The sequence below is a fragment of the Mesorhizobium sp. M1399 genome (assembly GCF_040317735.1).
Classification (GTDB): domain Bacteria; phylum Pseudomonadota; class Alphaproteobacteria; order Rhizobiales; family Rhizobiaceae; genus Mesorhizobium.
Window position 1 is genome coordinate 35,809 of record NZ_JAMYKZ010000010.1, and the last position, 24,573, is coordinate 60,381.

The following is a 24,573-nucleotide window of genomic DNA, read 5'->3' on the forward strand; positions in this document are numbered from 1 at the left end:
TCAGGTTGGCCGCGCCGCTTCGCGGGCGAACGCCTCGATCAAAGGGGCGTATCCCTCAAGGTCGGGCTGAGTAGCGAAACTGTAGGTAGCGGCGGTCGAAGCCCAGGGCAGCTTTTCCGAAGTGAAGACTTCGACGAAGGGCACGTACCAATGGTGCTCGTCCAGCATGGTCGCGCGCACGTTGACAAGGAAATCCAGGCCATGCGGACGCGTGAACATCCAGTTCTTGCAGTGCGGGCAATAGAGCTGCCGGTGCGGGCCGTGCAGGCCGCCGACCACCGGCTCGCCTTGCGTTATGGCGAAACCGTCGCTGGGCACGGCGATGGTCAGGGAATACGCGCTGGCGCTCAGCTTCTGGCAGCCGGTGCAGTGACACGCCGTCGTCAGCAAGGGCGGCGCGCTGATGCGAAAGCGTATTCCACCGCACAAGCAACCGCCGTCCCAAGGTAGCTTCCAATCGTCCATCGCTGGCCTCGCCTTAGCCTCTGCCAGCGATCTAGCGCGCGACCGCCAAGCTGCAATCTCACCCTTGAGGGTCCCAGAAGGGAGGAGATCGGCAGCTTCACGTCCTTCCCCCAGGAATCGTGAACACCACGTCGGCGCGGCCGTAGCCGCCATCGGCGACCTCCTCGATCAGCACCATCGTGTAGGGGCGCACGCCTTCGCCGAACATCTCGACGAACAGGGCTGTGGTCTTGTGGACCAGGTCTTCCTTTTGTCCGGCGGACAGCGCGCGCTCAGGCACCTTGAAATTTGCAAACGGCATGATGTCGATTTCCTGTTGGCTGTTGGAGGTAAAGTCAGACCGTGCCACCATTGGCGCGCAGCACCTGGCCGTTGACCCAGCCGCTGTCCGGTCCGGCGAGGAACGACACCACGCCGGCGATGTCGGCGGGCTGGCCGAGCCGCCCGAGCGGGATCATCCTGGTGATCGTCTCGACCAGTGCCTCGGACTTGCCGCCGAGGAACAGATCGGTGGCCACCGGCCCCGGCGCCACGGCATTGACGGTGATGCCGCGCGGCCCGAGTTCCTTGGCCAGCACATGCGTCATCGCCTCGACGCCGGCCTTGGTGGCAGCGTAGACACCGTAGCTCGGCTGGTAGAGCCCGACCACGCTGGACGAGAAGCTGATGATGCGGCCGCCCTCGCGCAGCCGCCTTGCGGCCTCGCGCATGCCGCGGAAGACGCCGCCGAGGTTCACCGCGACCTGTTGCTCGAAACCGGCGTCGTCCGTCTGCGCGATCGGCGCGAGCTTCATGATGCCGGCATTGTTGACCAGCACGTCGAGGCCGCCAAAGGCCTGCTCGGCTGCGTCGAACAGATGCGCGACCCCCTTGGGATCACCGACATCGGCTTGAACTGCGATCGCCGTGCCGCCTGCCGCCTCGATCTCGCGCACCACGCCTTCGGCGGCTTCTGCGCCTCTGGCATAGTTGACGACGACCGAAAAGCCGTTGCGTGCCAGGCGCCTGGCAATTTCGGCACCGATACCCTTCGAGGCGCCGGTCACCAACGCCACCTTTCCATTCCGCGCAGTCATGTCAGCTCTCCAATTCTTGTCGGCTGAAAATAGGCGATAAATCCTGCGGGATAATCGCTCGGGACTTGCCAACACCATTCGGATATGGCGAACAATGGCGATGGACAGTCTCGACCGGATGCGCCTGCTTGCCCGTGTGATCGAGCGCGGCAGCTTCACCGCGGCTGCCGCCGATCTCTCGATGTCGCGATCGACCGCCACCGAGGCGATCAAGGACCTAGAGGCGCGGCTGGGGGTGAGGCTGCTCGAACGCACCACGCGCCATGTCACCCCGACGTTGGACGGCCAGGCCTATTACCAGCGCTGCCTCGCCATCCTTGCCGATGTCGAGGATGCCGAGGCCGGCTTTCAATCGGCGCAGCCGCAGGGCCTTTTGAGGATCGACGTGCACGGCTTCATGGCCCGTCATTTCATCCTGCCGCGGCTCTCCGAGTTCCTCGACCGCTACCCCGGGATCGACCTGCATATCGGCGACGGCGACCGGCTGGTCGATCTGGTGCGCGAGGGCATCGACTGCGTGCTGCGTTCCGGCGAACAGGCCGACAGCGGCATGATCGTTCGGCGGGTGGCAACATTGCGCGAAGTCACATGCGCCAGCCCCGCCTATCTCGAAAAGCACGGCATGCCGGCAACCCCCGACGGTCTCGAAGGCCATCTTATGGTCGGCTTCCGCTCGTCGCGAACCGGTGAGGTCATGCCGCTCGAATTCACCGTCGGCGGCGCGTTGCGCTATGTCGGCCTGCCCAACCGGGTGACGGTCAACGGCTCCGACACGATGGCGGAGCTGGCGCGCCTTGGCTTCGGCCTAGTGCAGGCGCCGCATTACCGCTTCGCCGGGGATTTCGCACGCGGCACGCTTGTCGAAGTGCTGCCGGAGTACCCGCCGTCGCCGACACCGCTGTCGGCGCTCTACCCGCAGAACCGCCAGCTCGCGCCGCGGGTACGCGTGTTCATCGACTGGGTGACCGGGATTTTTGGCGAGGATGGGACATCGGGCCGGGTGTGAAATGCACCGGGGCCGCCGGGCTACTTTGCGAAGGGCCGCGATACTTCACGCCCCCCTCTGTCCTGCCGGACATCTCCCCCACGAGGGGGGAGATCGGCGGCTTCAACGGCGGCGCCGAGCATCCTTGACCCACCTACCACCCACGCTATGCTCGCATCCATGTCAGGGACCAGCCCCGCGGCCACCGCACCGCTCATCGTGATCGACCTTCAGACCGGCATGTTCGACGGCGTTGCCGAGCCGCCGATCCATGATGCCGACGGCATGGTTGCCCGGACCCGCGCGCTGATCGAATGGGCACGGCGCAGCGGGCGCAAGGTCGCTTTCATCAGGCACGACGGCCCGCAGGGCGATCCTCTGGCGCCGGGTGAGCCGGGCTGGCCGGTGTGGCCGGCGCTTGGCCAGGCCGAGGACGAGCCGACTTTCGCCAAGCGTGTCGGCGATGCGTTCAGCAATGCAGCCCTTGCAGAATGGGTGGCCGGGCAGGGCGCCGGCGAGGTCGTTCTCATCGGCGCGCAGACCGATTTCTGCGTGGCGGCCACGGTGAAGGGCGCCTTTGCAGCGGGCCTGGGCGTCACGGTGGTTTCCGACGCCCACAGCACGCTCGACGCCGCCAGCGAGACGGCCGCGGAGATCATCGCCCGGCACAATGCGGCATTTGCCGCCACCGGGGTTAAACTGGTGACGACAAAAGCCCTGACCGATAGCTGATCCGCCGGCTCATCCCTACGCCGTCAAAGCCTGATCCAGCCGGGAAGAAACTGGCGGGTTCAGACAATTTGGCGCGGGGCACCTCACCACTTGCGGGCTTCCGCAAGCGCGGCCTATCGCGTATTGGCGCGGGAACGCTCCTTTGGCCTTTCCCGGAAAACCATGATTCGTCTCGAAAGCATCAGCAAGCAGAACGGCCGGCAGATCGTCTTCATCGAAGCCTCCGCCGCGTTGCAGAAGGGCGAGAAGGTCGGGCTGGTCGGGCCTAACGGCGCCGGCAAGACGACGCTGTTTCGCATGATCAACGGCGAGGAGCAGCCCGACGAGGGCCAGGTCTCCGTCGATCGCGGCGTCACCATCGGCTATTTCAGCCAGGATGTCGGCGACATGGAAGGCCGCAGCGCCGTTGCCGAAGTGATGGACGGCGCCGGGCCGGTGAGCGAAGTGGCGGCCGAGATGCGCGAGCTCGAGCACGCCATGGGCGACCCCGATCGCGCCGGTGAGATGGACGAGATCATCGCCCGCTACGGCGAGGCGCAGCACCGCTTCGAGGAGCTCGACGGCTATGCGCTGGATGGGCGGGCTCGCGAGGTGCTGGACGGGCTCGGCTTCAGCCAGGAGATGATGGACGGCGACGTCGGGAAACTCTCCGGCGGCTGGAAGATGCGCGTCGCGCTGGCCAGGATACTTTTGATGCGGCCCGACGCCATGCTGCTCGACGAGCCGAGCAACCATCTCGACCTGGAAAGCCTGATCTGGCTGGAGCAGTTCCTGAAGAACTATGACGGCGCGCTGCTGATGACCTCGCACGACCGCGAGTTCATGAACCGCATCGTCAACAAGGTGGTCGAGATCGACGGCGGTTCGCTGACCGCTTACTCCGGCAACTACGAATTCTACCAGCAGCAGCGGGCGATTGCCGATCGGCAGCAGCAGGCGCAGTTCGAGCGCCAGCAGGCGATGCTGGCCAAGGAGATCGCCTTCATCGAGCGCTTCAAGGCACGTGCCTCGCATGCCGCCCAGGTGCAGAGCCGGGTGAAGAAGCTGGACAAGATCGACCGGGTCGAGCCGCCCAAGCGGCGCCAGAAAGTGTCGTTCGATTTCCAGCCGGCGCCGCGCTGCGGCGAGGACGTGGTGACGCTGAAGAACGTGCACAAGGGCTATGGCAGCCGCTCGATCTACGAGGGGCTGGATTTTCAGGTGCGTCGCCGCGAGCGCTGGTGCGTGATGGGCATCAACGGCGCCGGCAAGTCGACGCTGCTGAAGCTGGTGGCTGGCGCTTCCGAGCCGGATAATGGCACGGTGGCGCGCGGCCCGAGCGTCAAGATGGGCTATTTCGCCCAGCACGCCATGGAAGTGCTGGAGGGCGAGCGCACCGTGTTCCAGACGCTGGAAGACGCGTTTCCGCAGGCCGGCCAGGCGCCGCTCAGGGCGCTGGCCGGCTGCTTCGGCTTTTCCGGCGACGAGATCGAGAAGAAATGCCGCGTGCTGTCGGGCGGCGAGAAGGCGCGGCTGGTGATGGCACTGATGCTGTTCGATCCGCCCAATTTGCTGGTGCTGGACGAGCCGACCAACCACCTCGACATCGCCACCAAGGAGATGCTGATCACGGCACTGTCGCAGTACGAGGGGACCATGCTGTTCGTCTCGCATGACCGGCATTTCCTGGCGGCGCTGTCGAACCGGGTGCTGGAACTGACGCCCGAGGGGATCCATACCTACGGCGGCGGCTATACGGAGTATGTCGAGCGCACCGGGCAGGAGGCGCCGGGGTTGAGGAGCTGAGGCGCGGACCCAGCTCTGCCGCTCGATTCCTGAGGCTAAGCACGAGCTGTTCAGCCGTGTATCGCAATTTCGCGCAGCGGATCGCCGCCGTCGATGAACAGCCGGCCTTGCGCGGTCAACACAGCGCCGAGCCGTTGCAGGGCGATTTTTCCCGCTTCGGGATGACGACCGTCCAGCGCGCCGACGCGCACCGCAACGGCAATGTCGAAGCGCTTCTCGTCGGCCTCCAACTCGAAATCTTCGATCGCGACCTGCCGAAGACTCAACCGGCCTGCCGCAATCTCGGCGCGCGAGGCGGCTCCGGCCTGTGCGATGGCCTTGGCGGAGCGATCGATCGCCAGCACATGCCCGCCGCCGATCCGGCGCGCGATCTCGCGCGCCGCAGCACCTGGTCCGCAGCCGATCTCCAGCACGCGCATGCCCGGCCGCAAAGGCAGCGCGTTGATGATCGCCAAAAGCCTTGGCGACAAGTCGTTCGCCATTCCCTGTTCTCCAGCTTTTTCGCGATCCGAGATTAGCGACCGCGGCCGGCGACGGGAAGAGACGCGGACATCGCCGATGCATTCACCCAGCTGCCGGGTCGAGGAGGGACATGATCAACATCGAAGAGAACTGGTCGGTCGCCTCAATTGCGGCGGCCGAGCGGCCCGGCGTCGTTGACCTGAGGGGTAGGGAGGGACTGGCGCCGAGCCTAACCGGTGGGGGGTAGATTACCGGCCGTTTATGTGTATACGCTCAAGCTAATATAAGAGCAAGCTAATGTTATGCGTCAGCGGGCGGGACGTTGGTTTCTGATCAGTGGACGGCCGCCGCCTCCTGGCCGCGCACTCCAACCGGCCCAACACCGCTTATTGCCTTCAAGTCGTGGCTCCAATGCTGTACCCAGCCCGAATTCAAGGAGCCTCCATGACCTCACATCCCGACATCCCCGACGCCAGCATGGCCGTCGATGCGGCCGGCATGACAGCCGATGACGAGCGTGCCGACGAGGCGGATGCCGCATGGCAGGACGATGTTCGCGAGGGCGTGCGGCACATAGGCGATCTGGATTCCCTGCCGCTGTCGCCTGCCGAGCGCGCGGCGGCCGAAGCCGCGGCCATGCGTCACAAGGTTCGCATTCCCAAGGCCTATCTCGACCTGATCGACTGGAGCGACCCGGCCGATCCGATACGGCTTCAGGTCATCCCGTCGCCCAATGAACTGACGGAGCAGGAGGGCGAGCTCGACGATCCGATCGCCGACCACGCCTTCAGTCCGGTGCCGAGATTGACGCATCGCCATGCCGACCGGGTTCTGCTGTTCCCGACCTATCAATGCGCGGTCTATTGCCGGTTCTGCTTTCGCAAGGAGTCGCTGACCTCGATCGGCCGGGGTTTTTCGCGCGAGGCGCTGGAGCCGGCGTTCGCCTACATCGAGTCCCATCCGGAAATCCGCGAGGTGATTCTGACCGGCGGCGATCCGCTCTCCCTGCCGGACAAGGCGCTGACGGAAATCCGCGCCCGCGTCGAGGCGATCCAGCATGTGCGGCTGTTGCGCATCCACACCCGCGTGCCCGTGGCGCTGCCCTCGCGCGTCACCGGCGGGCTGGTTCAAGCCTTGCAGGGCCGGCTGATGGTCACGGTCGTCACCCATTTCAACCATCCGCGCGAGATCACCGAGGCGACCGAGCGGGCCTGCCGTACTTTAAGGCAGGGCGGCTTCGTGCTGCTGAACCAGAGCGTTCTGCTGAAAGGCGTGAACGACACGGTCGAGGTGCTGGAAGAGCTGTGCCGCGAGCTGATGTACCGCCTTGGCGTCAAACCCTATTACCTGCACCACGGCGATCTCGCGCGCGGCATGGCGCACCGGCGCACCACGATCGCCGAGGGCCAGGCGCTGGTCAGCGCCTTGCGTGCGCGCCTGTCGGGCATCTGCAACCCCGTCTATGTGCTGGACCTGCCGGACGGCGGAGGGAAAGTGCCGCTCGGCCGGTCCTATCTCGAGGCGCGGGACGGGGAGACGTGGCAGATACGTGGGCTTGATGGGGTTGTGAGGGCGTACAGGGAGGTTGCTGGGGAGTAGGGGACGCGCAGCCACCGAACCGTCGAGGTCGCGTTCAGCTTATGTAGTAATGTCCCATATAGATATCATGGTCTAGACAGGACATGTTCGGTTCTGGGAATGTGCATTGGACGTTCCGCTAGTTTAGTCAACTAATATATATCGCCCAACTCATATCGTCGGTTTTGGGCTAGCGGGAAAACCTGCCTCCTGCTTGTACGACGGTGCCTGAGGCCACACTTTACAACCGGCTGGCAAAGCTCCCTTTTGTTGATGTCAGCCTAAATCCGGCTGGTGTTTCGATGCGGCGTTGAGGCTATAAAGCCGTTCAACCGGGCGGCCTTGAGATGCATTTCGGTCGGTCGAGAGGGGGTATGGTGATCGACGGAACGCCAAACGTGATTCTGCTGATCGGCAGCGCCCCCGATGTGGTGCGCTGCGCGGCCTGGCCCAAGCAGGCCTTCGGCAAGATCGTCGCCATCAACAATGCCTGGCGCGTGCGCCCCGACTGGGATTTCCTCGTCCATGCCGGCGATTTCCCGGCGGAGCGGATGCCGCAAGGCGATCCCCTGCAGCAGGCGCAGATCTTCAGCGCCTCGCATTACGTTCCGGCGCAAAACAGCTTTGGCGGCTTCGTCTATGCCGGCGGCACCATGTCGATGACGGCGGCCTACTGGACGATCCACAGCCAGAAGCCCGACGTGCTGGCATTCCTTGGCTGCGACATGATCTACGACCAGCCCGGCAATACGCATTTTTACGGCGTCGGCCGCGCCGACCCTTTGCGCAACGACGTCACGCTGCGCAACCTCGAGGCGAAGTCGGCCCGCCTGCTCATCCATGCGCTCCGGCGCGGGTGCCTGTGCGTCAACCTATCCGACCTGCCGCGCAGCCGGCTGATCTTCCCGCGGCTGACGCTCGACGAGCTCGGCGCGCTGTCTTCTCGCAGCTTTCGGAAATGAAGGCGGAGATGCTTGCCGGCCTGCAACTCGATCAGGCGGAGGAGGCCGACAGGATCGAGAAGGAACTCGGCTATTTCTTCGAGGACGGCATGTACTGGAAGCACCTCGACAAGCTCGACGAGAAATTCCTGGCCGATATCGACCGGCTGTGGATGGCGGCGGTGGAGGCGAGCCAGCCGAAGCTGCCAATCTCCCCCACGAGGGGGGAGATCGGCGCGTCGTCCGCTTAGCTTTTGGCCGCCTCGAGCTTGTCTTGCGTCTTCGTCTCGAAGTCGCTGGCGTCATGGCGCTCGTGCAGCTGCATCGAAGGCTCGCCGAAGGTGCGGTTGACCATGCGGCCGCGCTTGACCGCCGGCCGGGCGTCGATGGCGTCGGCCCAGCGCTGCACGTTCTTGTACTCTTCCACCTTCAGGAACTCGCCGGAATCATCATACATGCGGCCCTTGGCCAGCCCGCCATACCAGGGCCACACCGCGATGTCGGCAATCGTGTAGTCGCTGCCGCCTAAATACTCGCTTTCGGCCAGGCGCCGGTCAAGCACGTCCATCTGCCGCTTGGTCTCCATGGCGAAGCGGTCGATGGCATATTCGATCTTCATCGGCGCATAGGCATAGAAATGGCCGAAGCCGCCGCCGAGATAGGGCGCCGACCCAATCTGCCAGAACAGCCATGACAGGGTTTCGGCACGAGCCGGCTGCTCTGTCGGCAGGAATTCGCCGAATTTTTCGGCGAGATAGAGCAGGATCGAACCGGATTCGAAGATGCGGATCGGCTTTTCGCCGCTGCGGTCCATCATGGCCGGGATCTTGGAGTTGGGGTTGACCTCGACGAAGCCGCTGCCGAACTGGTCGCCGTCATTGATCCTGATCGGCCAGGCGTCGTATTCGGCGCCGCTGTGGCCGAGCGCCAGAAGCTCCTCCAGCATGATCGTCACCTTGACGCCGTTCGGCGTCGCCAGCGAATAAAGCTGCAGCGGATGCTTGCCGACCGGCAGTTCCTTGTCATGCGTCGGGCCGGCGATCGGCCGGTTGATGTTGGCGAAAGCGCCGCCATTTGGCTTGTTCCAGGTCCAGACTTTTGGCGGCGTATATTGGTCCGTTGTGTAGTCGTTCATGTCGGGAGGCCTTTGGATTGGAAGGATTGGGGATTGGAAGGATTGGGGTTCGGGAGGATTGGGGGAGGATCTCAGGGTATCAACTTGGGTGATGGAGGCGGAACTTTGCATAGGACAGCTTCGGATAGCCGTAGGTACAGATAGGGCGGCCGGCGCTGTTGCAAAACCCCGGCGCCAACGGCGAGGCGCCGGTCCACACCAAAGCCGGCGCCGCCTCTTGCGCCTGGTCACCTGTGCCATACCTATAGCCCATATCGGCCTGCGAACCTCATATCAGCCTGCGAACATTGCCAGGAACCAAACCATGAATATCGAGCCCCTTTTGCGATCCATCGTGGCCGTCCGCGCCACCGTCCCCGAAGACGCCTTCACGGCAGACGCGCTGGGCACCCGCCGCGAAGGCAGCGGCGTGGTCATCCGCGGCGACGGGTTGGTGCTCACCATCGGCTATCTCATCACCGAGGCCGAGGAGGTCTGGCTGGCCGACCAGGACGGCCGCGTGGTGCCCGCCCATGCGCTTGCCTACGATCAGGAATCGGGCTTCGGCCTGGTGCAGGCGCTGGCGCCGCTCGGACTGCCCGCCATTGCGCTCGGTGATGCGTCCAGGGCGAAGATCGGCGATCCCGTCGTGCTCGCCGACGGCGTCGGCCGCTCGGTGCGGGCGCAGATCGTCACCAAGCAGGAATTCGCCGGCTATTGGGAATATCTGCTCGACGAAGCGATCTTCACGGCGCCGGCCCACCCCTCATGGGGCGGCGCCGGCCTCATCGGCGCTGATGGCAGGCTGCTCGGCATCGGTTCGCTGCGCCTGCAGATGAGCCGCAACGGTGAGGTCGCCGACATCAACATGGTGGTGCCGATCGATCTGCTGCCGCCCATCCTCGACGATCTCCTGACGCGCGGCCAGGTCGCCAGGCCGCCGCGGCCGTGGCTCGGCGCGTTTTCGGCCGAGAGCGACGGCAAGGTCGTGGTGATGAGCGTCGCCGAGGGCGGCCCGGCCGCCCAGGCGGGCCTACGCCAGGGCGACGTCATCTCGGATGTCCGCGACGCGGCGGTCGACGGGCTCGCCGATTTTTATCGCAAGCTGTGGAAGAGCGGCCCGGCGGGCGCCGAGATCCCGATCCGCGTGCTGCGCGACGGCCGCGAAACCTGGCTGCGCGTCAAATCCGCCGATCGCAACAGCCTGCTGTGGAAGCCGCCGCTGCAGTGAGGCAACCGAAACCTCTCACGCTCCGCAAGCGCTGAAGCCAGTGCCTGGGGTCCACTCCGCGAACGGGATGACCTTGCCTTCGACCGATACGGTCGCGTGCCTGGTGGTGCCGTCCGCCAGCTTCTTGCTGCTTTTGCCCTTGCCGGTCAGCACATTGTAGTCGCAGTCGCCGGCAACATTGTCGTCCATGTAATCCCAATATTCGTAGGCGAAACCGGCGACGACGAACGTGCCGTTGCGCCAGGCGAGCGTCAGCGTCTTGTTGGTCCGCTCGCTGCCGATCTCCATCGCCGGAATATAGAGCTTGATCGAGCCGTTGGGGAGCGCGGTGAGTTCGGGCTCGGTGTCGGATGTGGCGGGGCCCGGCCGGTCGTAGTTCTTCCATTCACCGTAAATCTGTTCATGCACGACCCCGGCAGGTCTGAGAAAATCGCCGTCGCGGTCCCTGAGGAACAAATGCAGGTCCATGGGATGGCCGGGCTCGGTCTCGACTATCATCGCCAGATCGGCGGCGCCGTCGCCGTTCCAGTCGCCGGTCGCCGCCGTGATGATCTTCTGGGTCTCGATCGGCTCCGCCAGGGCGGCGGCCGGCAGCAACAGGACCAGACCGAATATTGTCGATCGCATGTAAATCCCCCGAGTTTGGGCAGGCCTGAGACGCAAGCGCTTCTTATGAGGCCCGGCTCTGCCGCGTCTCGGAACGGCTCGTCTCGTTGAGCAGCCGGCAGAGCGAAACCGCTTCACGACGGCTCAGGCCGATCAGCGCGATTTGCGAAAATTGCGCCGGCAGATCGTGAACGATGTCCCACACCATCCATCGTCCGTTCGGCTCCATGACACATTCGTAACGCAATAGTTGTTCCTGCATCCGACCCCCCGGCTTTGCTCACCGGACTGGTACAGTGTCGAGGTAAATGAGTTGTTGCGCCGCGAGAGTATTCCACGGCTTTCAAAACCAGGCGTTGAATCCCGCAGCGGCGAGCCCGACACACGGCGGGCCGCCCGGCGGGGCGGATCTCTCGACAAGGCGGCAGGGCAGGGACGCTTCTGGCGTGAACGGCGCCGGCCGCCAACGTGGATCACGCGTTGCGGCTCGCCATATGCGCGTCGAGCTTCCTCCTCGAGGGGCCGTAACGCTTGATAATGGTCGCGGCCTCGCTTTGCGGTATGCCGTATTTGCGGGCAAACGCAGCGACCTCGTATGGCTCTTCGCCGGAGACCAGTTTGCGATCCTGCTTGGTCTTGGATTTGTCGTCGGCCATGGCGTCCTCCATCACATCTGGTCGTTATAGGGCTCCTTGGTCCGGCCGACCATCCTGGCCAGTTCGGCAAAGGACGGCACGCCGGTTTCGCCCTGGGCATTGTTGGCCGCCTGCAGCAGCCTGAGCGGAAAGCAGACGGCGTCGCGGTTGGACGGCGACATGTCTTCATAGAGACGCTCGTCGCTGGTCATCGCCGCCTCGGCCCGGCGCAACGCCATGTCGACTTCGTCGACCGATAACAGGCCCTTGTGGACCAGCGCGTTGTTGACGGCCGCGATTGCCATCATCAGTCCTTCGAGCTGGAGATTGGCGACGTTCATCGTCTTGCGTCCTTGCCGGGCTTCTTGACGGTAGCCTTGCCGTCTGGACGGATCGCTGCGCGCGGCGGGTTCTGGCCCTCCGAATGCCGGGTCTTGTCGTCGAAATCGTCAGCCGGCCTGGTCAATCCCATGCCGCCGGGAGGTGGCTTGTTGCCGGCCGCATCCTGCGAGAATTCGTCGGCCGCGTCGGGGCTCGTCTTTGCCGGATATTTCCTCGCTCCGGTCTCGTAGCGGTTCTGGTCGTCGGCCATGTCCTGTGCTCCGGTTGCAATGAGCAGATAACTTTCATGCGACGGCAGCGGTTCCGTGGCGAAATCGACCTTGCCGGTGCCGCAGCCTTAGCAATCTGTCGGGTTTTCGTGCATTCTTGTGCATGCCAACGATGCTTCGCTCCGACGCGCCGGCAAAATGCTGCTCCTACTGCGGTGGGCGCGACCACAATTACGAGGATTGCCCGAAGCGCAAAAGCGATGCCGAACGGCAGAAGGACGCGTCAGGCAACGCCTACCAGCGCGGCGCTGCGCTGGAGTGGAAGTCCGCTAAAGCGGTTCCAGAAAAGTGTCGGCGGTTTTCCGTCCGGAACTGCGTCAAACAGACAAGCGGTTTTCAAAGCCAATCTCCATTGTCCGCTTAGCCTGGCGAGCTACCAATCGCTACCTTGCATAAACAGGTAGCGTGTTATATACAGCCATTGAATTGGAAGTTACGCATGACCGACTCGATCCAGGTGCAGTTGCGAAAAGGCGCTCTCGAGTTGTGCGTCCTGGCCGTGCTGTCGCGGGGCGAAAGCTATGGCTACGAGATCGCCAGCACGCTGGTCGCCGCTGTGAACATGGGAGAAGGCACGATCTATCCGCTGATGCGGCGGATGCAGAATGACGGCCTCGTCGCCACCCGCATCGTCGAGTCGAGCAGCGGGCCGCCGCGCAAATATTACCGGCTCACGCCGCTCGGCCAGCAGGCTTTCGAAGCTCATCGCCGCGACTGGCGCTCGCTCGCGGGCGCAGTCGACAAACTTCTTGAGGATTTGCCATGACCAGGGATGCCTTCCTGCGAAAATTGAGACTGGGGCTCGCCGGCCTGCCAACTCAGGAGATCGAGGATATTATTGGCGACTACGCCGCCCATTTCGCCGATGCCTCGGGCCGCAGCGAAGCGGAGGTCGCGGCGGCCCTGGGTGACCCGGCCAGGCTTGCCCGCGAACTCCGCGCCGAAGCTGGGCTGCGCCGTTTTGAAACTCATTGGAGCGTGTCGAACATGTTGGCGGCGACGTTCGCGCTTGCCGGCCTTGCCTTCGTCGACATCGTCTTCCTGCTGCCGCTGCTCATCACCGCGGTCGTGCTTGCGCTCGGCCTTGGCATCACGCTTGTCGCCATCGGTGCGCTGGGCATCAAGATCATTCTGACCACGCTGCTGTTCGAGCCCGGCGGCACGCTCACGGCGATGCTTGGCCGCGTCTTCATCGGCGCCGGACTGGTGTGCGGGTTCCTCGGCGGCGGCGCCCTGCTGTTGCTGGGGTCGAGCGCCGGCATACAGGTCTTCGGGCGCTATGCCCGGATGCATTCCCGTCTGACCCACCCGGACCGCAACCAGGCTTGAGCGGTGCCAAGATCGCAATTTGTCATCACGTTGAAGGAAACGGACCATGACGGGAAAACTGGCATTCGTCGCAGCGGCGGGACTGGCCGGCGCCGCGCTCTTCCTGGCCGTCGGCATCGGGCTGGCCGGGCCGGACTGGATCAACGCCGGGGGTTCATGGATTGGCGGACAATCCACCTGCGGAGCAACCACATCGACCAGAAAAGAGGTCACGCTGCCGTTCCGCAACGACGGCAGTTTCACGATCGCTTTGCCGGCTTCAGTCCGTTATCAGCTGGGTGACAAGGCCGAGGCCGTCGTCAGCGGCGAGTCGACCCTGATCGACCATGTGCGGATGGAAGGCAGCAGGCTCACCTTGGATTGCGAACCGGGCTGGTTCGCGTCCCGGTTCGATGTCAGCGTGTCGGGGCCGGCAATTTCAGACTGGAAAGTGGTCGGCAGCGGCGACCTTGCCCTGTCGCAGATCAATCAGCCCGGGCTGCAGCTGAACATCCGCGGCAGCGGCAGCGTTACCGCAACCGGAACCGCCCAGACGGTCGATCTGGATATCCGCGGTTCGGGCACCGGCCGGCTCAGGAACCTTATCGCCCAATCCGCGCGGATCGAGATCCGCGGCAGCGGCGATGCGGAGATTACCGCACAAGCGTATGCGGACGTCACGATTTCCGGCAGCGGTGACGGCGACGTCTATGGGCACCCGACCATGCGGCGTTCGGAGGTCAGAGGCAGCGGCAGCATTACGCAGGTGCCGTAAAGCAATTTCGGCGTAGGGAATTGCCCTGGCCGGCCCGAACCACCCGGCCGGTCCGACCGGCCGGCGCGAACATCCTTCCATGTCCAGAGGATTGCAATGCCGCCACTATTGTGGGCAAAACCAGCACGGGCAATCAAGTTGGGGTGGGCAATGACCGATACGCGAGGCAATTCGGGCCGTCCGCAGGGCAAGCCGGGGACGGCGTCGATCGGTTCCGGCCTGATCGCCCTCGTCATCGTGGCGCTCGGCGTCTTTGCGCTCCTGGGATCCTGGTACACGATCGACCAGGGCGACCGCGGCGTGCTCTTGACCAACGGGGCGCTGAGCTCGGTCGTCGATCCCGGGCTGCATTTCAAGCTGCCATGGCTGCAGCGCGTCGAGAAGATCAGCCTGCGCCAGCAGGTGCTCAAATGGGGCTGCGAGAACCAGAACGATTGCAGCGGCCTGCCGGCCATGCAGGCCTATTCGCGCGACCAGCAGCCGGCGGACATGCGCGTCACCGTCAATTTCCACGTGCCGGCCGCCGAAGTCAGCAACGTCTACACCAATTACGGGTCGATCGAGGCACTGGCCGACCGTGTCATCGCCAGGAAAGCACCGCAGGAAATCAAGACGGTGTTCGGCCAGTACGACGCGGTGTCGGTGATCCAGAACCGGGCGAAGTTCAACAAGGACGTCGCCGAGGCCATTGCGGCGGTAACCGATGGCCCGGTGATGATCGACAGCGTGCAGGTCGAGAACATCGACTTCTCCGACGCCTACGAGCAGGCGGTCGAAGCCAGGATGACGGCGCAGGTCGAGGTGCAGAAGCAGGAACAAAACCTGCAGCAGGAAAAGATCAAGGCCGACATCGCCGTCACCCAGGCCAAGGGCCGCGCCGACAGCGTCAAGGCCGAAGCCGAAGCCAGCGCCTACAAGACCAGGATCGAAGGCGAGGCGACCGCGGAAGCCATCAAGGCCCGCGCCGCCGCAATCGCCAACAATCCGCTGCTGGTCGAACTGACCAAGGCGGAGAGATGGAACGGGGAATTGCCGAAGTCGATGATCCCGGGCTCAACCGTACCGTTCCTCGAACTCAGCTCGCCGGCCGCAGCATCGAACTGAGGCGCGGCATCGCGGCGCAACCAGGTCAGGGCGGCGGCGCGGTAGCCGTCCTGATGCGGTCACGGCTGAAGCACGGCGCCTCGGGCGCTTGCTTGCGTTTGCCCGAGAAAAGCCGTCAGCAGCTCCATTCCCGCCGGCCAGTCGCCGAGCCCGCTGTCGCCATTGATGTGGCCAAGCGGTCCGGCGATATGGAGATCGCTGCCCCAGCGCTCGGATTTTGCCCTGACATAGTCCAGCGAGCCGTAGGGATCGTTGGTGCTGGCGACAATCAGCGAGGGAAAGCGAAGCCGTTGTTGCGGTGTCTCGGCGAAGGCGCGGGCGGAGGAGGGGAAGGCCGGCGACGCAGGGTCCGGAACCGCAACCAGCAACGCGCCGCCGACCTCGCGGGGCGAGATCCGCTGCCAGTGCGCGACTAGCAGGCAGCCGAGGCTATGGGCGACGAGCACCGGTGGTGTCCTTGCCAGGCCTACAGCGGCTTCCAGCGCAGCCACCCAGTCGTCGAAGTCCGGCGCGTCCCAACTCGCCGGGCTGAACCGCCGCATCGCCAGGTCCGCCTGTTGCCAACGTGTCTGCCAGTGGGCTTTGCCCGATCCGCCGATGCCCGGCACAATGATGAATTCGGTCATGCGAAGCCCTTCTCTCCTGATGCAACGCGCGCAATTCTAGGTCTTCTCCCAGGCGGCGGAATGAGAGATCATCGGAAAGCAGCGAAGAAATCCGATGGATTAAAGGTGATCATGCGGAACGGCGATTATCGGCCAAGGCTCGATCCCACCGATCTGGCGATCATCGAGATCATGCAGGAGGATGCCCGCATCGGCATCTCCGAGCTTGGCCGCCGCGTCGGCCTGTCCCAGCCCGCCGCTTCGGAACGGGTGAAGCGGCTGGAGGAGCGCGGCGTCATCACCGGTTACAAGGCGGTGATCAATTCGGCAGCGCTCGGGCTCGGCACCATGGCGGTCATCCGCTTGCGCACCACGCATGAGCATATCCAGGCCTGCCTGAAGAAGTTCGCCCAGTTGCCGGAGGTGATCGAGGTACTGCGGGTGACCGGCGAGGACTGTTTTCTGGTCAAGGTCGTGGTCCCGTCACCGCCCGACCTTGAAAGCATCGTCGACAGCATCGGCCACTACGGCACGGTGACGACAAATGTGGTTCTGCGCGCCGAGCCACCGAAGCGGCTGGGGCGCGAATTGGTGACGAGGGCCTGACCGGGGCGCCGCCCCGCCGCCCGTCTATCGCTTTGTCTGCGTATGCCCGACGGCATTGGCGAACGAGATGCCGCCCTTGATCTCGCGCATCGCCATCGAGGTGATCGTGCGCCGCACGCCGGGTAACCGGCTGAGCTCCTCGCGCAGCATCCTGTCGAGCGCCATCATGTCGACGGTGACGATCTGCAGGAGATAGTCGGCCTCGCCTGTCGTGGCGTGGCAGCGGCGGATCAGCGGATGCTTCTGCACCGCCGCCTCGAAGGCGTCCGACAGCTCGAAATCGATCGACACCTGGATAAAGGCTTCGATGCCGAAGCCGAGCTTGGCCGGGTCGATGCGGGTCGAGTAGCCGCGGATGACGCCGGCGTCCTCCAGCGCCTTGACCCGCTTCCAGCACGGCGTCTTGCTCAGGCCAACCTCGTCGGCGAGCGCGGCAAAGGAGATGCGGGCATCGCGTTCGAGCGCCGCGACGATCTTCCGGTCGACCGCATCCAGCAGCATTCGTTCTTTCCTTCCGCTTCAGATGCAGTTTTTGTCCTTTGTTTCCCGCCAGCCGAATAACAGAAAGGGACAATGTTCGGCAAGAAAGCGATTAGACTCGGGGACCGGGACCCAACAAGCGCCTGCGGCCCGACGGCCGGGGCAAGGAGCATGGCCATGGACAAGCAGGACTATTATGCCCGCATCGAAACGCCTGAGATGCGCGACTATGGCGTCTACCTCAAATGCGACAGGCTGCTCGCCTGCCAGAAGCCGCTGGCCGAGATGGTCAATGCCGACGAGCTGCAGTTCCAGATCGTGCATCAAGTCGAGGAACTGTGGATGAAGCTCATCGCCTATACGCTGGTCGACGTCGTCGATTTCCTGGAAAAGCAGGACACGCATCGCATCGTCACGCTGATGGGGCGCGTGCACCGGCTGATGCGCATGATGACGGCGCAGCTCGACCTGCTCGAAACCATGTCGCCCAAGGAATACCAGCAGATCCGGTTGCAGCTCGGCAATGGCAGCGGCCAGGAATCGCCGGGCTTCAAGCAGCTGCTGCGGCTGCCGCCCGATCTGTGGCGGGCCTTCAAGGCGTCCTACCTCGATGGCCGCGGGCTCTCGGTCGAGGACGTCTACGATGCCGGCTACGATCACGGCGACAGCTATGTCGTTGCCGAAGCGCTGGTCGAGTTCGACGAGCTGTTCCAGAAATTCCGCGCCAACCACCTCTACCTCATCCACCGCACGATCGGCCTCGGCGCGAAATCGCTGAAGGGCCGGCCGGTCGAATTGCTGGAGGCCGGCGCCCGCCACCGCTTCTTCCCGGAGCTCTGGGACATACGCTGGGCGATGACCGACCGCTGGGGCAGCCAGTATGGAACGATACGGGAGCCGATCAGCAAGCCGGGGGCCAAGGTGGGGTAGTCCTGAACCTGGTTCCTCGCCCTAGTAAAGGCAGACAATCGATAGGGAGTCCCCCTCATCCGGCCGCGGAGCCTGTCCTCGGGCTTGCCGGAGGCAAGACCCGTGGGCGGCCACCTTCTCCCCGCTGGGGAGAAGAGGCTGGCATCAACGCAGGCGACCTCCTCTCCCCTCGGGGAGAGGTCGGATTTCCCCCAAATGCCCGTCGGAATTAGGTTGGCAATCCGGGTGAGGGGGCACATGCCCATATGCGCCCTGCCTCCATTGGGCGAGGAACCAGGTTCTGCAATGTCTGGCCCGCTACGCGCTTGTATCCTGCAGGTTTTTCGGGGGATGATGTCGGGCTTGCGGCTGGTGGTGCGTCCTTGGGGCGAAACCGTCGCAACTCTTGGGAGGACATCATGACCTTGGAAACCACTCAATCATCCGTTCAGTCGCCGTGGCAGACCGCGGCAATCCTTGTCGCCCGCCTGATCTTTGCCGCCGTCTTCCTGATGGCCGTGACCTTCAAATTCATCGATATCGGCGCCACCGCCGGCTATATCGCGGCGGCCGGATTTCCGTTCCCGCTGTTCCTGGCCTGGTGCGCAGCCCTGCTCGAGGTCGTCCTCGTCCTATGCTTCCTGACCGGCGCCTTCTTCTCCTGGGCAGCACTCGTCGCCGGCGCCTATGTGCTGTTCCTGGGCTTCGCCTTCCACGGGCCATCGCACTGGGCCGGCAACCAGGCGGAGTTCGGCTTCTTCGTCGACCATTTCACCTTCCTGGCCGGGCTGCTGTTTGCCGCCGTGCACGGGCCAGGCCGCGTCCTGGCGCTGAAGCTTGGCAGGGGGTGATGCCGGAATTTCGGATCCGGCGTCTCGATCCGCACCAGCATCGTCGTGACATCGAGGACGGCCGGGTCCCGTCATTCAGGCCATCGCAGGTCGACTGCAATAAAAGCGACAGCTAAAGTAACGGGCGTTCTAGGTTTATGCTTTTTGTAGAGGCGCCTGCATTCCCTCTGTACTTCCAACTTTCGACGGGCTAAGCAAGACACGGGTCTTGAGGGGGAATTCATGAACATCGCCACGCGTTTTGCTGCCGCCATGATCGGCGCGTCACTGCTTGCCGGCTGCACCACGTTGACCGAAGGCGAATTCAACACGATGCATGCCACGCTTGAAGGCAGCCCTGCCGTGAAGCGCCTGGTCATCAAGGACTGCATTGCAAGAGAGAAATCCACGTCGCTCGGCGAAAAGAAGACTTACGCTGCGTTCATGAATGTGAGCGTGGCGAAGTACGAGACGGCCCTGTGCAGCCGTATCAGCAATGCCATTGCCAGTGGCAGACTGACCTACGCCGACTATGTGAAGCTGCATTCGCCAACCGCCGACAACAGCAAGGTCATCAGGATCATGCAGGGCCGCTAGCAGTCGCCGCCAGCCCGGCACGGCAGCCGTTATCGCTGTGTCAACTCCGATCGCGGCGCCAGTTATGATCGCCGCGTCACATCTGGTCGTTGTAAGGTTCCTTGATCTGACCGACCATGCGCGCCAGTTTCGAGAAGGACGGCATGTCCGTCTCCGGCTGACACTGATTGGCCAACTCCAGCAGTCGGATCGGGAAGTTGACGGCGTCGCGGCTCGACGCCGACATGCCTTCGGACCTTTCCTCGTTGGTCTCGCTGGCTTCGGCCTTGCGCAAGGCGATGTCTATCTCCTCGACAGAGAGCACGCCCTTGCGGACCAGGACCTGATTGATCGATGCGATGGCCATAAGCAGGCCTTCGAGTTGCAGATTGGCGACGTTCATGGCTTTTGCTCCCATTGGCTAAGCTTCAAACGCGCGAATGCCTGTTCTGATCCGGACGGTGGCGTCTCGCCGGCCGGTGTGCTTCGCCCACCACCTCGCATTTTTTGCCGCCGCAACGTATTTTGTTCTTGCTTTGTGCCGGCAGCTATGCTACTAATCTAGGTACGGTGCTAACTGGCTCCAACGATCCGCCCGCCGAGGCGGGTTTTTTGTTTCAGGCCGGTTTGGAGACGATCACGGCGAGCGAGGCGAGCTTTCCGTCACTCAGGCTTCGGATGTAGTTGCGGCGGCGCTGCAGGAATTCCGCGCCCATGACGATTTCATTTGCCTGCTGCTGCGTCGGCGAGGGCACGATGCCGGAATTGGCTCTCTGCAGCGCCAGCTCAACATGTTCGCCGGTTTCGTCGACGATCTCGTCGATGCGAAACCCGGCATCTGCAAACAGGGCTTTCAATTTTTCCCGATCGGCGAGGTGACTGGTCGCCGGCGAAACCGCCCATGGCATGGGGTAGTATGGCGCGCCGCCGGCGAGCACGGCCTCGGTCCAGATCAGCCTGCCCCGCGGTTTCAGCACGCGCCAGGCCTCGTCGATGACCGCGGCCTTATTCTCGATGTTCATGCCGACATAGAAGCAGATCGCCGCATCGAAGGTGCTGTCGCCAAAAGGCAATTTCGTCGCGTCGGCCTGATGGAAGCGAACCTTGTCGGACAATCCGCTGAGGGCGGTCAGTCGGCTCGACGCGGCGACAAAGGCCGGCGTCAGGTCGATGCCGTCGACCTGGCAGCCATAGGTCGAGGCCAGAAACCTTGCCGGCCCGCCAATGCCGCTGCCGATATCCAGGATCCGATCTGTCGGCGAAGGCGCAAGACGGGCCGCATGCTCCCGCGTGGCGATCAGTTCGCGGCCATGGAGCTGATCGAATGGATAGAGTTGCGCGGCGGCGAGTTTGCCGGCCGGGTCGGCGTCCGGGATCGCGGCCAAGATGCGATCGATGATGCCGTCGCTGCCGTAGTGACTGGTGACATTGTCCATGACGCGTTCCCCTCAAGCGCAAACACCATCCCATCAACGCAAGTCTCACGCAATGCCCCGCCTTTCTCGCCAAAGAACCCCTCTTTCCAGCCGTCCACCGATGAAGGGTGCGAGGTCGTCAGTGCATTTTTTTCCGCTGATGCCACATTTTGTTCTTGCTTTGTGCCGGCAGCTATGCTACTAATTTGGGTATGGTGCCAATTGGCTCCAACGACCCGCCCGCCGAGGCGGGTTTTTTGTTTCAGGCTTCCTTTTCGACCAAACGTTACGTGAGCTGCCAGCTGTGGGGCCGGCAGGACAGGGGCGCGAAGGAACGCGACCTGACGATCGTCGGAACCGCGAAATCACCAACCATGAATCCCGCAACGCGCTCGTGCGCCCACCCCAGAGAACATCCCCATGTCCAACCGTTACGCCACCATCATCACCGACGATGACGGCCACGAGGTCGTCAGCGCCATTGGCGAGTTCGCCGGCGCCGCACCCTATGCACGCATCGGCCGCTTCGAACTGGTCGCCGCCGGCGTGCGGATCGGTATGCTGCGTGGCGGTATCGTCGATGCGGTCGGCGGCTTCGGCTTCCCGTCGGAAGCACTCGACGGCAAGGCGGTGGCAATTCTCAGGGCACGGCTGAATGCCTTGCTTGACGCCGGTGCGATGAAGCCCGGCACGCTGACTGATGCGAAGCCGGCGAGCCAGCCGCACAAGCCGAAGTCGGCACGCGCCGGCAAGAAGGCCAAGCCGCGCAAGCGCATTGTGCGGCCAGCCAACAAGAAGCCGGCGATCTCCGCCGGGACGGCAGAGTAGGGCATGGCCAAGGCTCCTTCCACCGGCGATCCCCAGCCGCACGATCAAGCACCCGGCAAGCGAACCAAGCGGGCGAAGAAGACGCTGGCCGACGGCTTCCTCGAAGCGATCCGCGCCGATTTCCGCGCCCATGGCGCCGGCGTCATCGCCGAGGTGCGCGCCGAAAAGCCCGATCAGTATCTGAAGCTCGTGCTCTCGGTGCTGCCCAAGGATCTTAGTGTCAACATCAACAATCTGGATGCATTGAGCGATGACGAAATCAGGCAGCGCATCCGCGGCCTCGAAGCCGTCCTTAGGCCGTTCCTCGAGAAGCCGGACTTCGCAAAAGGCTTCGCCCAGCCGGGCGGCAAGGAAGGAATATCTCAGCCTGCTGGCGGAGCTGGACCGGAGGCGCCGCACTAACCAGCTTGCCGCCTATCGGCCTTATCCCCGACAGGCCGAATTTCACGCAGCCGGCGCGACCAATCGCGAGCGCCTGTTCATGGCCGGCAACCAGCTCGGCAAGACCAGGGCGGGCGGCGCCGAGTGGGCGATGCACCTCACCGGCCGCTATCCCGATTGGTGGCAAGGCAAGGTTTTCGATTGTGCGGTACGGATGTGGGCGGCCGGCGTCACCGGTGAAAGCACGCGCGACAACCCGCAGCGCATCCTGATCGGCCCGCCACAGCAGCAGGCGGCCTGGGGCACCGGGATGATCCCGGCCGACGCCCTCGTCAGCACGATGGCGGGACGGGCGCCGGGCGCGCTCGACAGCGTCGTGGTGCGCTGGGGCGGCGGCGGCGATGTCCAGGCCTACGAATCGGTGCTGTCGTTCAAGAGCTACGAGAAAGGCCGCGAGAAATGGCAGGGCGAAACGCTGCACGGCGTCTGGTTCGACGAGGAGCCGCCGCTCGACATCTATTCCGAAGGGCTGACCCGCACCAACGCCACCGGCGGCATCACCATCGTCACCTTCACGCCGCTGCTCGGCATGTCGGACGTGGTGCTGCTGTTTTTGTCCGCGGAGCAGGTGGGAGGGATGGGGAGGGGATGACAGCGCTGCGAAATCGCGCAACTCGCGTTCCTTCGCGCCCCCCTCTGTCCTGCCGGACATCTCCCCCTCTAGTGGGGAGATTGGATGTCGCATTGGCTTTCGCCAATCTCCAATGCTTGCGGATAAGCGAGACGCTGAAGCTGCCATCTCCCCCCTTGAGGGGGAGATGTCCGGCAGGACAGAGGGGGGCGCTGTCCCGCCATCATGAAAACATCTTACCGAACAGCAGCATACGTCCAACACCTGCCACCATGATTCAATGCCGCGAGGGTGAAAACAATGACCCGTCACGTCACCTTCATGACCATCGACGATGCCGAGCATTATACGCCGCAGCAGCGCGCCGAGATCATTGCCGCCTATCCGGCGCATGAGCGTGAGGCGCGGGCCAAAGGCATTCCGGTGCTCGGCTCCGGCCGCATATTTCCGGTGGCCGAGGAGCTGATCGCCTGTGAGCCGTTCCCGCTGCCGCGCTATTGGCCGCGGCTCGGCGCACTCGATTTCGGCTGGGACCATCCCTCGGCGGCGGTCGAGCTCGCCTGGGATACGGAGGCCGACGTCGTCTATGTCACAAAGGCCTGCCGCGCTTCGCAGCAGACTCCCGCCATGCAGGCGCTGACTCTGAAACCATGGGGCGAATGGCTGCCATGGGCATGGCCGCGCGACGGCCGCCGCGAGACGCTGGAAGGCGCCGGCACCGCACTTGCGAAGCAATATTCAGCCCATGGGCTGAACATGCTCGCCAGCCATGCGCAGTTCGCCGACGGTTCGGTATCGGTCGAGGCCGGGCTGATGGACATGCTCGATCGCATGCAATCAGGCCGCTTCAAGGTGTTTTCGACGCTTTTGCCGTGGTTCGAGGAGTTCCGGCTCTATCACCGCCGGGATGGCCAGGTGGTGAAGTTGCGCGACGATTTGATGGCGGCGACCCGCTATGGCGTGATGATGCTGAGGGAAGCGGTGGTCGACCCGGCGGTGTTCAAAGCCGCGCGGCGGAAGGCGGGGCAGGCCGATCCGCTGGGGGCGTTTCGGTGACCATCCGCATCATCCCCGCCACACTGCGCGATCTCTCCTATATCGCCGCCAACCTGCGGCCGGAGGACCGAGCCGAGATCGACTGCCAGTTCGACGAGTGGTCGCCGGCTTTGCTGGCGCTGACGGCGCTGCAGGGGTTTGCCTATGTTGCCGAGCTCGACGGCAATCCGGAGGCCGGCTTCGGCGCCGCCGAACAGCGCAGCGGGCTGTGGATCGCCTGGAGCTGGGGCACGCGCCGCATGAGGCGCTGCGTGCCTGGGATTACGGAATTCTTTCACGCCGTGCTCGGGCCGCAGGTTGCGGCGCACGGCGCCTGGCGGGTCGAGGCGCGAGCGCTGGCCGCCAATGAATTGGCGCTGCGCTGGCTGGCCCGGCTTGGTGCCACGCAACGCTGCCGCCTGCCGGGCTACGGCCGGAACGGCGAGGATTTTCTGCTCTACGACTGGACGAGAATCTCTCACTTTGGAGAAAACCATGTGCCTTTTTCAAAAGCCGCCGGCGCTGAAGCCGTTGCCGCCGACACCGACCATTGCCGACAAGGACGTGCAGGCGCGCGAGGCCGCGTTGCGGGCCCAGCTGGCGGCCAATGATGGGACCGCGGGAACGGTGAAGACCGATTTGTCGCCCAGTGAGCTCACCGGCCAGCGCCGCGTGCTGCTGGGGGTTTGACATGGGCGCGATGAGAAGAGTGTTCCGCAACCGCGTGCTGGCGTGGTGGTACTGGCGCCGGCACGCAAGGTTGGTGAAGAAGAGAGGCGGGTGATGCTGCCGATCTCCCCCCTCGTGGGGGAGATGCCCGGCAGGGCAGAGGGGGGCACTGTCCCGCCGGCCTTGGTGATCAATTTGTA

The 24,573-nt window shown here is 64.1% G+C and carries 34 protein-coding genes; 20 read left to right on the forward strand and 14 right to left on the reverse strand.

All coding sequences use genetic code 11. The annotated features are described in order from the left end of the window. The 3 genes from NKH05_RS18440 to NKH05_RS18450 form a co-directional block, all read right to left on the reverse strand. A complete protein-coding gene (locus NKH05_RS18440; RefSeq protein ID WP_352481634.1) occupies nt 1-465 on the reverse strand; it encodes a GFA family protein in 465 nt (154 codons plus the stop codon). 97 nt (nt 466-562) lie between these two features. Then, a complete protein-coding gene (locus NKH05_RS18445) occupies nt 563-766 on the reverse strand; it encodes a tautomerase family protein (RefSeq protein WP_292656388.1) in 204 nt (67 codons plus the stop codon). 34 nt (nt 767-800) lie between these two features. Then, nucleotides 801-1,541: an SDR family oxidoreductase gene (locus NKH05_RS18450; protein WP_352857451.1), complete on the reverse strand. Its 741-nt coding sequence runs from the start codon at nt 1,539-1,541 to the stop codon at nt 801-803. Between the two features lie 100 nt (nt 1,542-1,641). Between NKH05_RS18450 and NKH05_RS18455 the strand changes: the two genes are divergently transcribed. The 3 genes from NKH05_RS18455 to NKH05_RS18465 all read left to right on the forward strand — a co-directional run bounded on the left by NKH05_RS18455 (nt 1,642) and on the right by NKH05_RS18465 (nt 5,043). Further along, entirely contained in the window at nt 1,642-2,547 is a 906-nt protein-coding gene (locus NKH05_RS18455; RefSeq protein ID WP_352788736.1) for a LysR family transcriptional regulator, read from the forward strand. A 159-nt stretch (nt 2,548-2,706) separates the two neighbouring features. After that, nucleotides 2,707-3,258, forward strand: coding sequence for an isochorismatase family protein (locus NKH05_RS18460; protein WP_352481631.1), 552 nt, complete (start codon nt 2,707-2,709; stop codon nt 3,256-3,258). Between the two features lie 162 nt (nt 3,259-3,420). Continuing rightward, nucleotides 3,421-5,043, forward strand: a complete 1,623-nt coding sequence (locus tag NKH05_RS18465) for an ABC-F family ATP-binding cassette domain-containing protein (protein ID WP_353025856.1) — start codon at nt 3,421-3,423, stop codon at nt 5,041-5,043. A gap of 50 nt (nt 5,044-5,093) precedes the next feature. Here the strand turns inward: NKH05_RS18465 and NKH05_RS18470 are convergent, their stop codons facing one another. Then, nucleotides 5,094-5,525, reverse strand: coding sequence for an SAM-dependent methyltransferase (locus NKH05_RS18470; protein WP_352496066.1), 432 nt, complete (start codon nt 5,523-5,525; stop codon nt 5,094-5,096). Between the two features lie 424 nt (nt 5,526-5,949). On the opposite strand from NKH05_RS18470, the gene NKH05_RS18475 reads away from it, so the two are divergent. The 3 genes from NKH05_RS18475 (at nt 5,950) to NKH05_RS18485 (ending at nt 8,275) form a co-directional block, all read left to right on the forward strand. After that, on the forward strand, nt 5,950-7,104 hold the full coding sequence (locus NKH05_RS18475) for a KamA family radical SAM protein (protein ID WP_502896979.1): 1,155 nt from the start codon (nt 5,950-5,952) through the stop codon (nt 7,102-7,104). 377 nt (nt 7,105-7,481) lie between these two features. Further along, nucleotides 7,482-8,045, forward strand: coding sequence for a hypothetical protein (locus tag NKH05_RS18480; RefSeq protein ID WP_353025858.1), 564 nt, complete (start codon nt 7,482-7,484; stop codon nt 8,043-8,045). Beyond that, complete coding sequence (locus NKH05_RS18485) at nt 8,042-8,275, forward strand: hypothetical protein (protein ID WP_353025859.1); 234 nt, start codon at nt 8,042-8,044, stop codon at nt 8,273-8,275. Before NKH05_RS18480 ends, NKH05_RS18485 begins: the two co-directional genes overlap by 4 nt. On the opposite strand, the gene yghU is transcribed toward NKH05_RS18485, so the two are convergent. Then, entirely contained in the window at nt 8,272-9,159 is an 888-nt protein-coding gene (gene yghU, locus NKH05_RS18490) for a glutathione-dependent disulfide-bond oxidoreductase (RefSeq protein ID WP_353025861.1), read from the reverse strand. The genes NKH05_RS18485 and yghU overlap by 4 nt on opposite strands. Nucleotides 9,160-9,463: 304 nt before the next feature. On the opposite strand from yghU, the gene NKH05_RS18495 reads away from it, so the two are divergent. Continuing rightward, the gene (locus tag NKH05_RS18495) at nt 9,464-10,369 is read left to right on the forward strand and encodes a S1C family serine protease (RefSeq protein WP_023718127.1); all 906 of its coding nucleotides are present in this window, start codon (nt 9,464-9,466) and stop codon (nt 10,367-10,369) included. Nucleotides 10,370-10,384: 15 nt separating this feature from the next. On the opposite strand, the gene NKH05_RS18500 is transcribed toward NKH05_RS18495, so the two are convergent. From NKH05_RS18500 to NKH05_RS18520, 5 genes are all read right to left on the reverse strand, one after another. Then, nucleotides 10,385-10,996 carry a hypothetical protein gene (locus NKH05_RS18500; protein ID WP_352965380.1) on the reverse strand — a complete coding sequence of 204 codons (612 nt, stop codon included), beginning with the start codon at nt 10,994-10,996 and terminating at the stop codon, nt 10,385-10,387. A 43-nt stretch (nt 10,997-11,039) separates the two neighbouring features. Beyond that, on the reverse strand, nt 11,040-11,222 hold the full coding sequence (locus NKH05_RS18505) for a hypothetical protein (protein WP_352638122.1): 183 nt from the start codon (nt 11,220-11,222) through the stop codon (nt 11,040-11,042). A gap of 226 nt (nt 11,223-11,448) precedes the next feature. After that, complete coding sequence (locus tag NKH05_RS18510) at nt 11,449-11,631, reverse strand: DUF3606 domain-containing protein (protein WP_023675702.1); 183 nt, start codon at nt 11,629-11,631, stop codon at nt 11,449-11,451. An 11-nt stretch (nt 11,632-11,642) separates the two neighbouring features. Beyond that, entirely contained in the window at nt 11,643-11,951 is a 309-nt protein-coding gene (locus NKH05_RS18515; RefSeq protein WP_023675703.1) for a hypothetical protein, read from the reverse strand. Further along, nucleotides 11,948-12,202, reverse strand: coding sequence for a hypothetical protein (locus NKH05_RS18520; RefSeq protein ID WP_023718130.1), 255 nt, complete (start codon nt 12,200-12,202; stop codon nt 11,948-11,950). Before NKH05_RS18520 ends, NKH05_RS18515 begins: the two co-directional genes overlap by 4 nt. A 458-nt stretch (nt 12,203-12,660) precedes the next feature. Between NKH05_RS18520 and NKH05_RS18525 the strand changes: the two genes are divergently transcribed. From NKH05_RS18525 to NKH05_RS18540, 4 genes are all read left to right on the forward strand, one after another. Then, nucleotides 12,661-12,987, forward strand: coding sequence for a PadR family transcriptional regulator (locus NKH05_RS18525; RefSeq protein ID WP_023718132.1), 327 nt, complete (start codon nt 12,661-12,663; stop codon nt 12,985-12,987). Next, nucleotides 12,984-13,550 carry a DUF1700 domain-containing protein gene (locus NKH05_RS18530; protein WP_023718133.1) on the forward strand — a complete coding sequence of 189 codons (567 nt, stop codon included), beginning with the start codon at nt 12,984-12,986 and terminating at the stop codon, nt 13,548-13,550. Before NKH05_RS18525 ends, NKH05_RS18530 begins: the two co-directional genes overlap by 4 nt. Before the next feature lie 46 nt (nt 13,551-13,596). Next, entirely contained in the window at nt 13,597-14,304 is a 708-nt protein-coding gene (locus NKH05_RS18535; RefSeq protein WP_353025863.1) for a GIN domain-containing protein, read from the forward strand. A gap of 150 nt (nt 14,305-14,454) precedes the next feature. Further along, the gene (locus tag NKH05_RS18540) at nt 14,455-15,408 is read left to right on the forward strand and encodes a prohibitin family protein (RefSeq protein ID WP_352496070.1); all 954 of its coding nucleotides are present in this window, start codon (nt 14,455-14,457) and stop codon (nt 15,406-15,408) included. Nucleotides 15,409-15,467: 59 nt separating this feature from the next. Here NKH05_RS18540 and NKH05_RS18545 read toward each other — a convergent pair whose 3' ends face one another. Further along, nucleotides 15,468-16,034: an RBBP9/YdeN family alpha/beta hydrolase gene (locus NKH05_RS18545; RefSeq protein ID WP_352481625.1), complete on the reverse strand. Its 567-nt coding sequence runs from the start codon at nt 16,032-16,034 to the stop codon at nt 15,468-15,470. 111 nt (nt 16,035-16,145) lie between these two features. Between NKH05_RS18545 and NKH05_RS18550 the strand changes: the two genes are divergently transcribed. Then, nucleotides 16,146-16,619 (forward strand): Lrp/AsnC family transcriptional regulator, encoded by a 474-nt coding sequence (locus NKH05_RS18550; RefSeq protein ID WP_352496077.1) that lies wholly within the window; start codon nt 16,146-16,148, stop codon nt 16,617-16,619. A gap of 24 nt (nt 16,620-16,643) precedes the next feature. Here NKH05_RS18550 and NKH05_RS18555 read toward each other — a convergent pair whose 3' ends face one another. Beyond that, nucleotides 16,644-17,120 (reverse strand): Lrp/AsnC family transcriptional regulator, encoded by a 477-nt coding sequence (locus tag NKH05_RS18555; protein ID WP_031193729.1) that lies wholly within the window; start codon nt 17,118-17,120, stop codon nt 16,644-16,646. 156 nt (nt 17,121-17,276) lie between these two features. Here NKH05_RS18555 and NKH05_RS18560 point away from each other — a divergent pair, with 156 nt between their 5' ends. From NKH05_RS18560 to NKH05_RS18570, 3 genes are all read left to right on the forward strand, one after another. Continuing rightward, entirely contained in the window at nt 17,277-18,029 is a 753-nt protein-coding gene (locus NKH05_RS18560) for a tryptophan 2,3-dioxygenase family protein (protein ID WP_352481624.1), read from the forward strand. 398 nt (nt 18,030-18,427) lie between these two features. After that, on the forward strand, nt 18,428-18,859 hold the full coding sequence (locus tag NKH05_RS18565) for a DoxX family protein (protein WP_352481623.1): 432 nt from the start codon (nt 18,428-18,430) through the stop codon (nt 18,857-18,859). Between the two features lie 222 nt (nt 18,860-19,081). Next, nucleotides 19,082-19,435 carry a hypothetical protein gene (locus NKH05_RS18570; protein WP_023718140.1) on the forward strand — a complete coding sequence of 118 codons (354 nt, stop codon included), beginning with the start codon at nt 19,082-19,084 and terminating at the stop codon, nt 19,433-19,435. 76 nt (nt 19,436-19,511) lie between these two features. Here NKH05_RS18570 and NKH05_RS18575 read toward each other — a convergent pair whose 3' ends face one another. Both NKH05_RS18575 and NKH05_RS18580 read right to left on the reverse strand, forming a co-directional pair. Next, a complete protein-coding gene (locus NKH05_RS18575) occupies nt 19,512-19,817 on the reverse strand; it encodes a hypothetical protein (RefSeq protein WP_023675713.1) in 306 nt (101 codons plus the stop codon). A gap of 214 nt (nt 19,818-20,031) precedes the next feature. Next, complete coding sequence (locus NKH05_RS18580; protein ID WP_353025864.1) at nt 20,032-20,850, reverse strand: class I SAM-dependent methyltransferase; 819 nt, start codon at nt 20,848-20,850, stop codon at nt 20,032-20,034. 399 nt (nt 20,851-21,249) lie between these two features. Between NKH05_RS18580 and NKH05_RS18585 the strand changes: the two genes are divergently transcribed. The 5 genes from NKH05_RS18585 (at nt 21,250) to NKH05_RS18605 (ending at nt 24,315) form a co-directional block, all read left to right on the forward strand. Then, entirely contained in the window at nt 21,250-21,657 is a 408-nt protein-coding gene (locus NKH05_RS18585; protein WP_023718143.1) for a hypothetical protein, read from the forward strand. Nucleotides 21,658-21,660: 3 nt separating this feature from the next. Then, nucleotides 21,661-22,059 carry a hypothetical protein gene (locus NKH05_RS18590; RefSeq protein WP_023718144.1) on the forward strand — a complete coding sequence of 133 codons (399 nt, stop codon included), beginning with the start codon at nt 21,661-21,663 and terminating at the stop codon, nt 22,057-22,059. Between the two features lie 79 nt (nt 22,060-22,138). Then, entirely contained in the window at nt 22,139-22,690 is a 552-nt protein-coding gene (locus NKH05_RS18595; RefSeq protein WP_353025866.1) for a terminase large subunit domain-containing protein, read from the forward strand. A 279-nt stretch (nt 22,691-22,969) separates the two neighbouring features. After that, the gene (locus NKH05_RS18600; protein ID WP_051409635.1) at nt 22,970-23,725 is read left to right on the forward strand and encodes a phage terminase large subunit family protein; all 756 of its coding nucleotides are present in this window, start codon (nt 22,970-22,972) and stop codon (nt 23,723-23,725) included. Continuing rightward, on the forward strand, nt 23,722-24,315 hold the full coding sequence (locus NKH05_RS18605; protein ID WP_352496074.1) for a hypothetical protein: 594 nt from the start codon (nt 23,722-23,724) through the stop codon (nt 24,313-24,315). The genes NKH05_RS18600 and NKH05_RS18605 overlap by 4 nt, the downstream gene beginning before the upstream one ends. Nucleotides 24,316-24,573: the final 258 nt, after the last annotated feature.

Bases quoted from the DNA above. Each gene is read 5' to 3' on its own strand.
- NKH05_RS18440 (WP_352481634.1), bottom strand. From the start codon at position 465: ATGGACGATTGGAAGCTACCTTGGGACGGCGGTTGCTTGTGCGGTGGA.
- NKH05_RS18445 (WP_292656388.1), bottom strand. From the start codon at position 766: ATGCCGTTTGCAAATTTCAAGGTGCCTGAGCGCGCGCTGTCCGCCGGA.
- NKH05_RS18450 (WP_352857451.1), bottom strand. From the start codon at position 1,541: ATGACTGCGCGGAATGGAAAGGTGGCGTTGGTGACCGGCGCCTCGAAG.
- NKH05_RS18455 (WP_352788736.1), top strand. From the start codon at position 1,642: ATGGACAGTCTCGACCGGATGCGCCTGCTTGCCCGTGTGATCGAGCGC.
- NKH05_RS18460 (WP_352481631.1), top strand. From the start codon at position 2,707: ATGTCAGGGACCAGCCCCGCGGCCACCGCACCGCTCATCGTGATCGAC.
- NKH05_RS18465 (WP_353025856.1), top strand. From the start codon at position 3,421: ATGATTCGTCTCGAAAGCATCAGCAAGCAGAACGGCCGGCAGATCGTC.
- NKH05_RS18470 (WP_352496066.1), bottom strand. From the start codon at position 5,525: ATGGCGAACGACTTGTCGCCAAGGCTTTTGGCGATCATCAACGCGCTG.
- NKH05_RS18475 (WP_502896979.1), top strand. From the start codon at position 5,950: ATGACCTCACATCCCGACATCCCCGACGCCAGCATGGCCGTCGATGCG.
- NKH05_RS18485 (WP_353025859.1), top strand. From the start codon at position 8,042: ATGAAGGCGGAGATGCTTGCCGGCCTGCAACTCGATCAGGCGGAGGAG.
- yghU (WP_353025861.1), bottom strand. From the start codon at position 9,159: ATGAACGACTACACAACGGACCAATATACGCCGCCAAAAGTCTGGACC.
- NKH05_RS18495 (WP_023718127.1), top strand. From the start codon at position 9,464: ATGAATATCGAGCCCCTTTTGCGATCCATCGTGGCCGTCCGCGCCACC.
- NKH05_RS18500 (WP_352965380.1), bottom strand. From the start codon at position 10,996: ATGCGATCGACAATATTCGGTCTGGTCCTGTTGCTGCCGGCCGCCGCC.
- NKH05_RS18510 (WP_023675702.1), bottom strand. From the start codon at position 11,631: ATGGCCGACGACAAATCCAAGACCAAGCAGGATCGCAAACTGGTCTCC.
- NKH05_RS18515 (WP_023675703.1), bottom strand. From the start codon at position 11,951: ATGAACGTCGCCAATCTCCAGCTCGAAGGACTGATGATGGCAATCGCG.
- NKH05_RS18520 (WP_023718130.1), bottom strand. From the start codon at position 12,202: ATGGCCGACGACCAGAACCGCTACGAGACCGGAGCGAGGAAATATCCG.
- NKH05_RS18525 (WP_023718132.1), top strand. From the start codon at position 12,661: ATGACCGACTCGATCCAGGTGCAGTTGCGAAAAGGCGCTCTCGAGTTG.
- NKH05_RS18530 (WP_023718133.1), top strand. From the start codon at position 12,984: ATGACCAGGGATGCCTTCCTGCGAAAATTGAGACTGGGGCTCGCCGGC.
- NKH05_RS18535 (WP_353025863.1), top strand. From the start codon at position 13,597: ATGACGGGAAAACTGGCATTCGTCGCAGCGGCGGGACTGGCCGGCGCC.
- NKH05_RS18540 (WP_352496070.1), top strand. From the start codon at position 14,455: ATGACCGATACGCGAGGCAATTCGGGCCGTCCGCAGGGCAAGCCGGGG.
- NKH05_RS18545 (WP_352481625.1), bottom strand. From the start codon at position 16,034: ATGACCGAATTCATCATTGTGCCGGGCATCGGCGGATCGGGCAAAGCC.
- NKH05_RS18550 (WP_352496077.1), top strand. From the start codon at position 16,146: ATGCGGAACGGCGATTATCGGCCAAGGCTCGATCCCACCGATCTGGCG.
- NKH05_RS18555 (WP_031193729.1), bottom strand. From the start codon at position 17,120: ATGCTGCTGGATGCGGTCGACCGGAAGATCGTCGCGGCGCTCGAACGC.
- NKH05_RS18560 (WP_352481624.1), top strand. From the start codon at position 17,277: ATGGACAAGCAGGACTATTATGCCCGCATCGAAACGCCTGAGATGCGC.
- NKH05_RS18565 (WP_352481623.1), top strand. From the start codon at position 18,428: ATGACCTTGGAAACCACTCAATCATCCGTTCAGTCGCCGTGGCAGACC.
- NKH05_RS18570 (WP_023718140.1), top strand. From the start codon at position 19,082: ATGAACATCGCCACGCGTTTTGCTGCCGCCATGATCGGCGCGTCACTG.
- NKH05_RS18575 (WP_023675713.1), bottom strand. From the start codon at position 19,817: ATGAACGTCGCCAATCTGCAACTCGAAGGCCTGCTTATGGCCATCGCA.
- NKH05_RS18580 (WP_353025864.1), bottom strand. From the start codon at position 20,850: ATGGACAATGTCACCAGTCACTACGGCAGCGACGGCATCATCGATCGC.
- NKH05_RS18585 (WP_023718143.1), top strand. From the start codon at position 21,250: ATGTCCAACCGTTACGCCACCATCATCACCGACGATGACGGCCACGAG.
- NKH05_RS18590 (WP_023718144.1), top strand. From the start codon at position 21,661: ATGGCCAAGGCTCCTTCCACCGGCGATCCCCAGCCGCACGATCAAGCA.
- NKH05_RS18595 (WP_353025866.1), top strand. From the start codon at position 22,139: ATGGCCGGCAACCAGCTCGGCAAGACCAGGGCGGGCGGCGCCGAGTGG.
- NKH05_RS18600 (WP_051409635.1), top strand. From the start codon at position 22,970: ATGACCCGTCACGTCACCTTCATGACCATCGACGATGCCGAGCATTAT.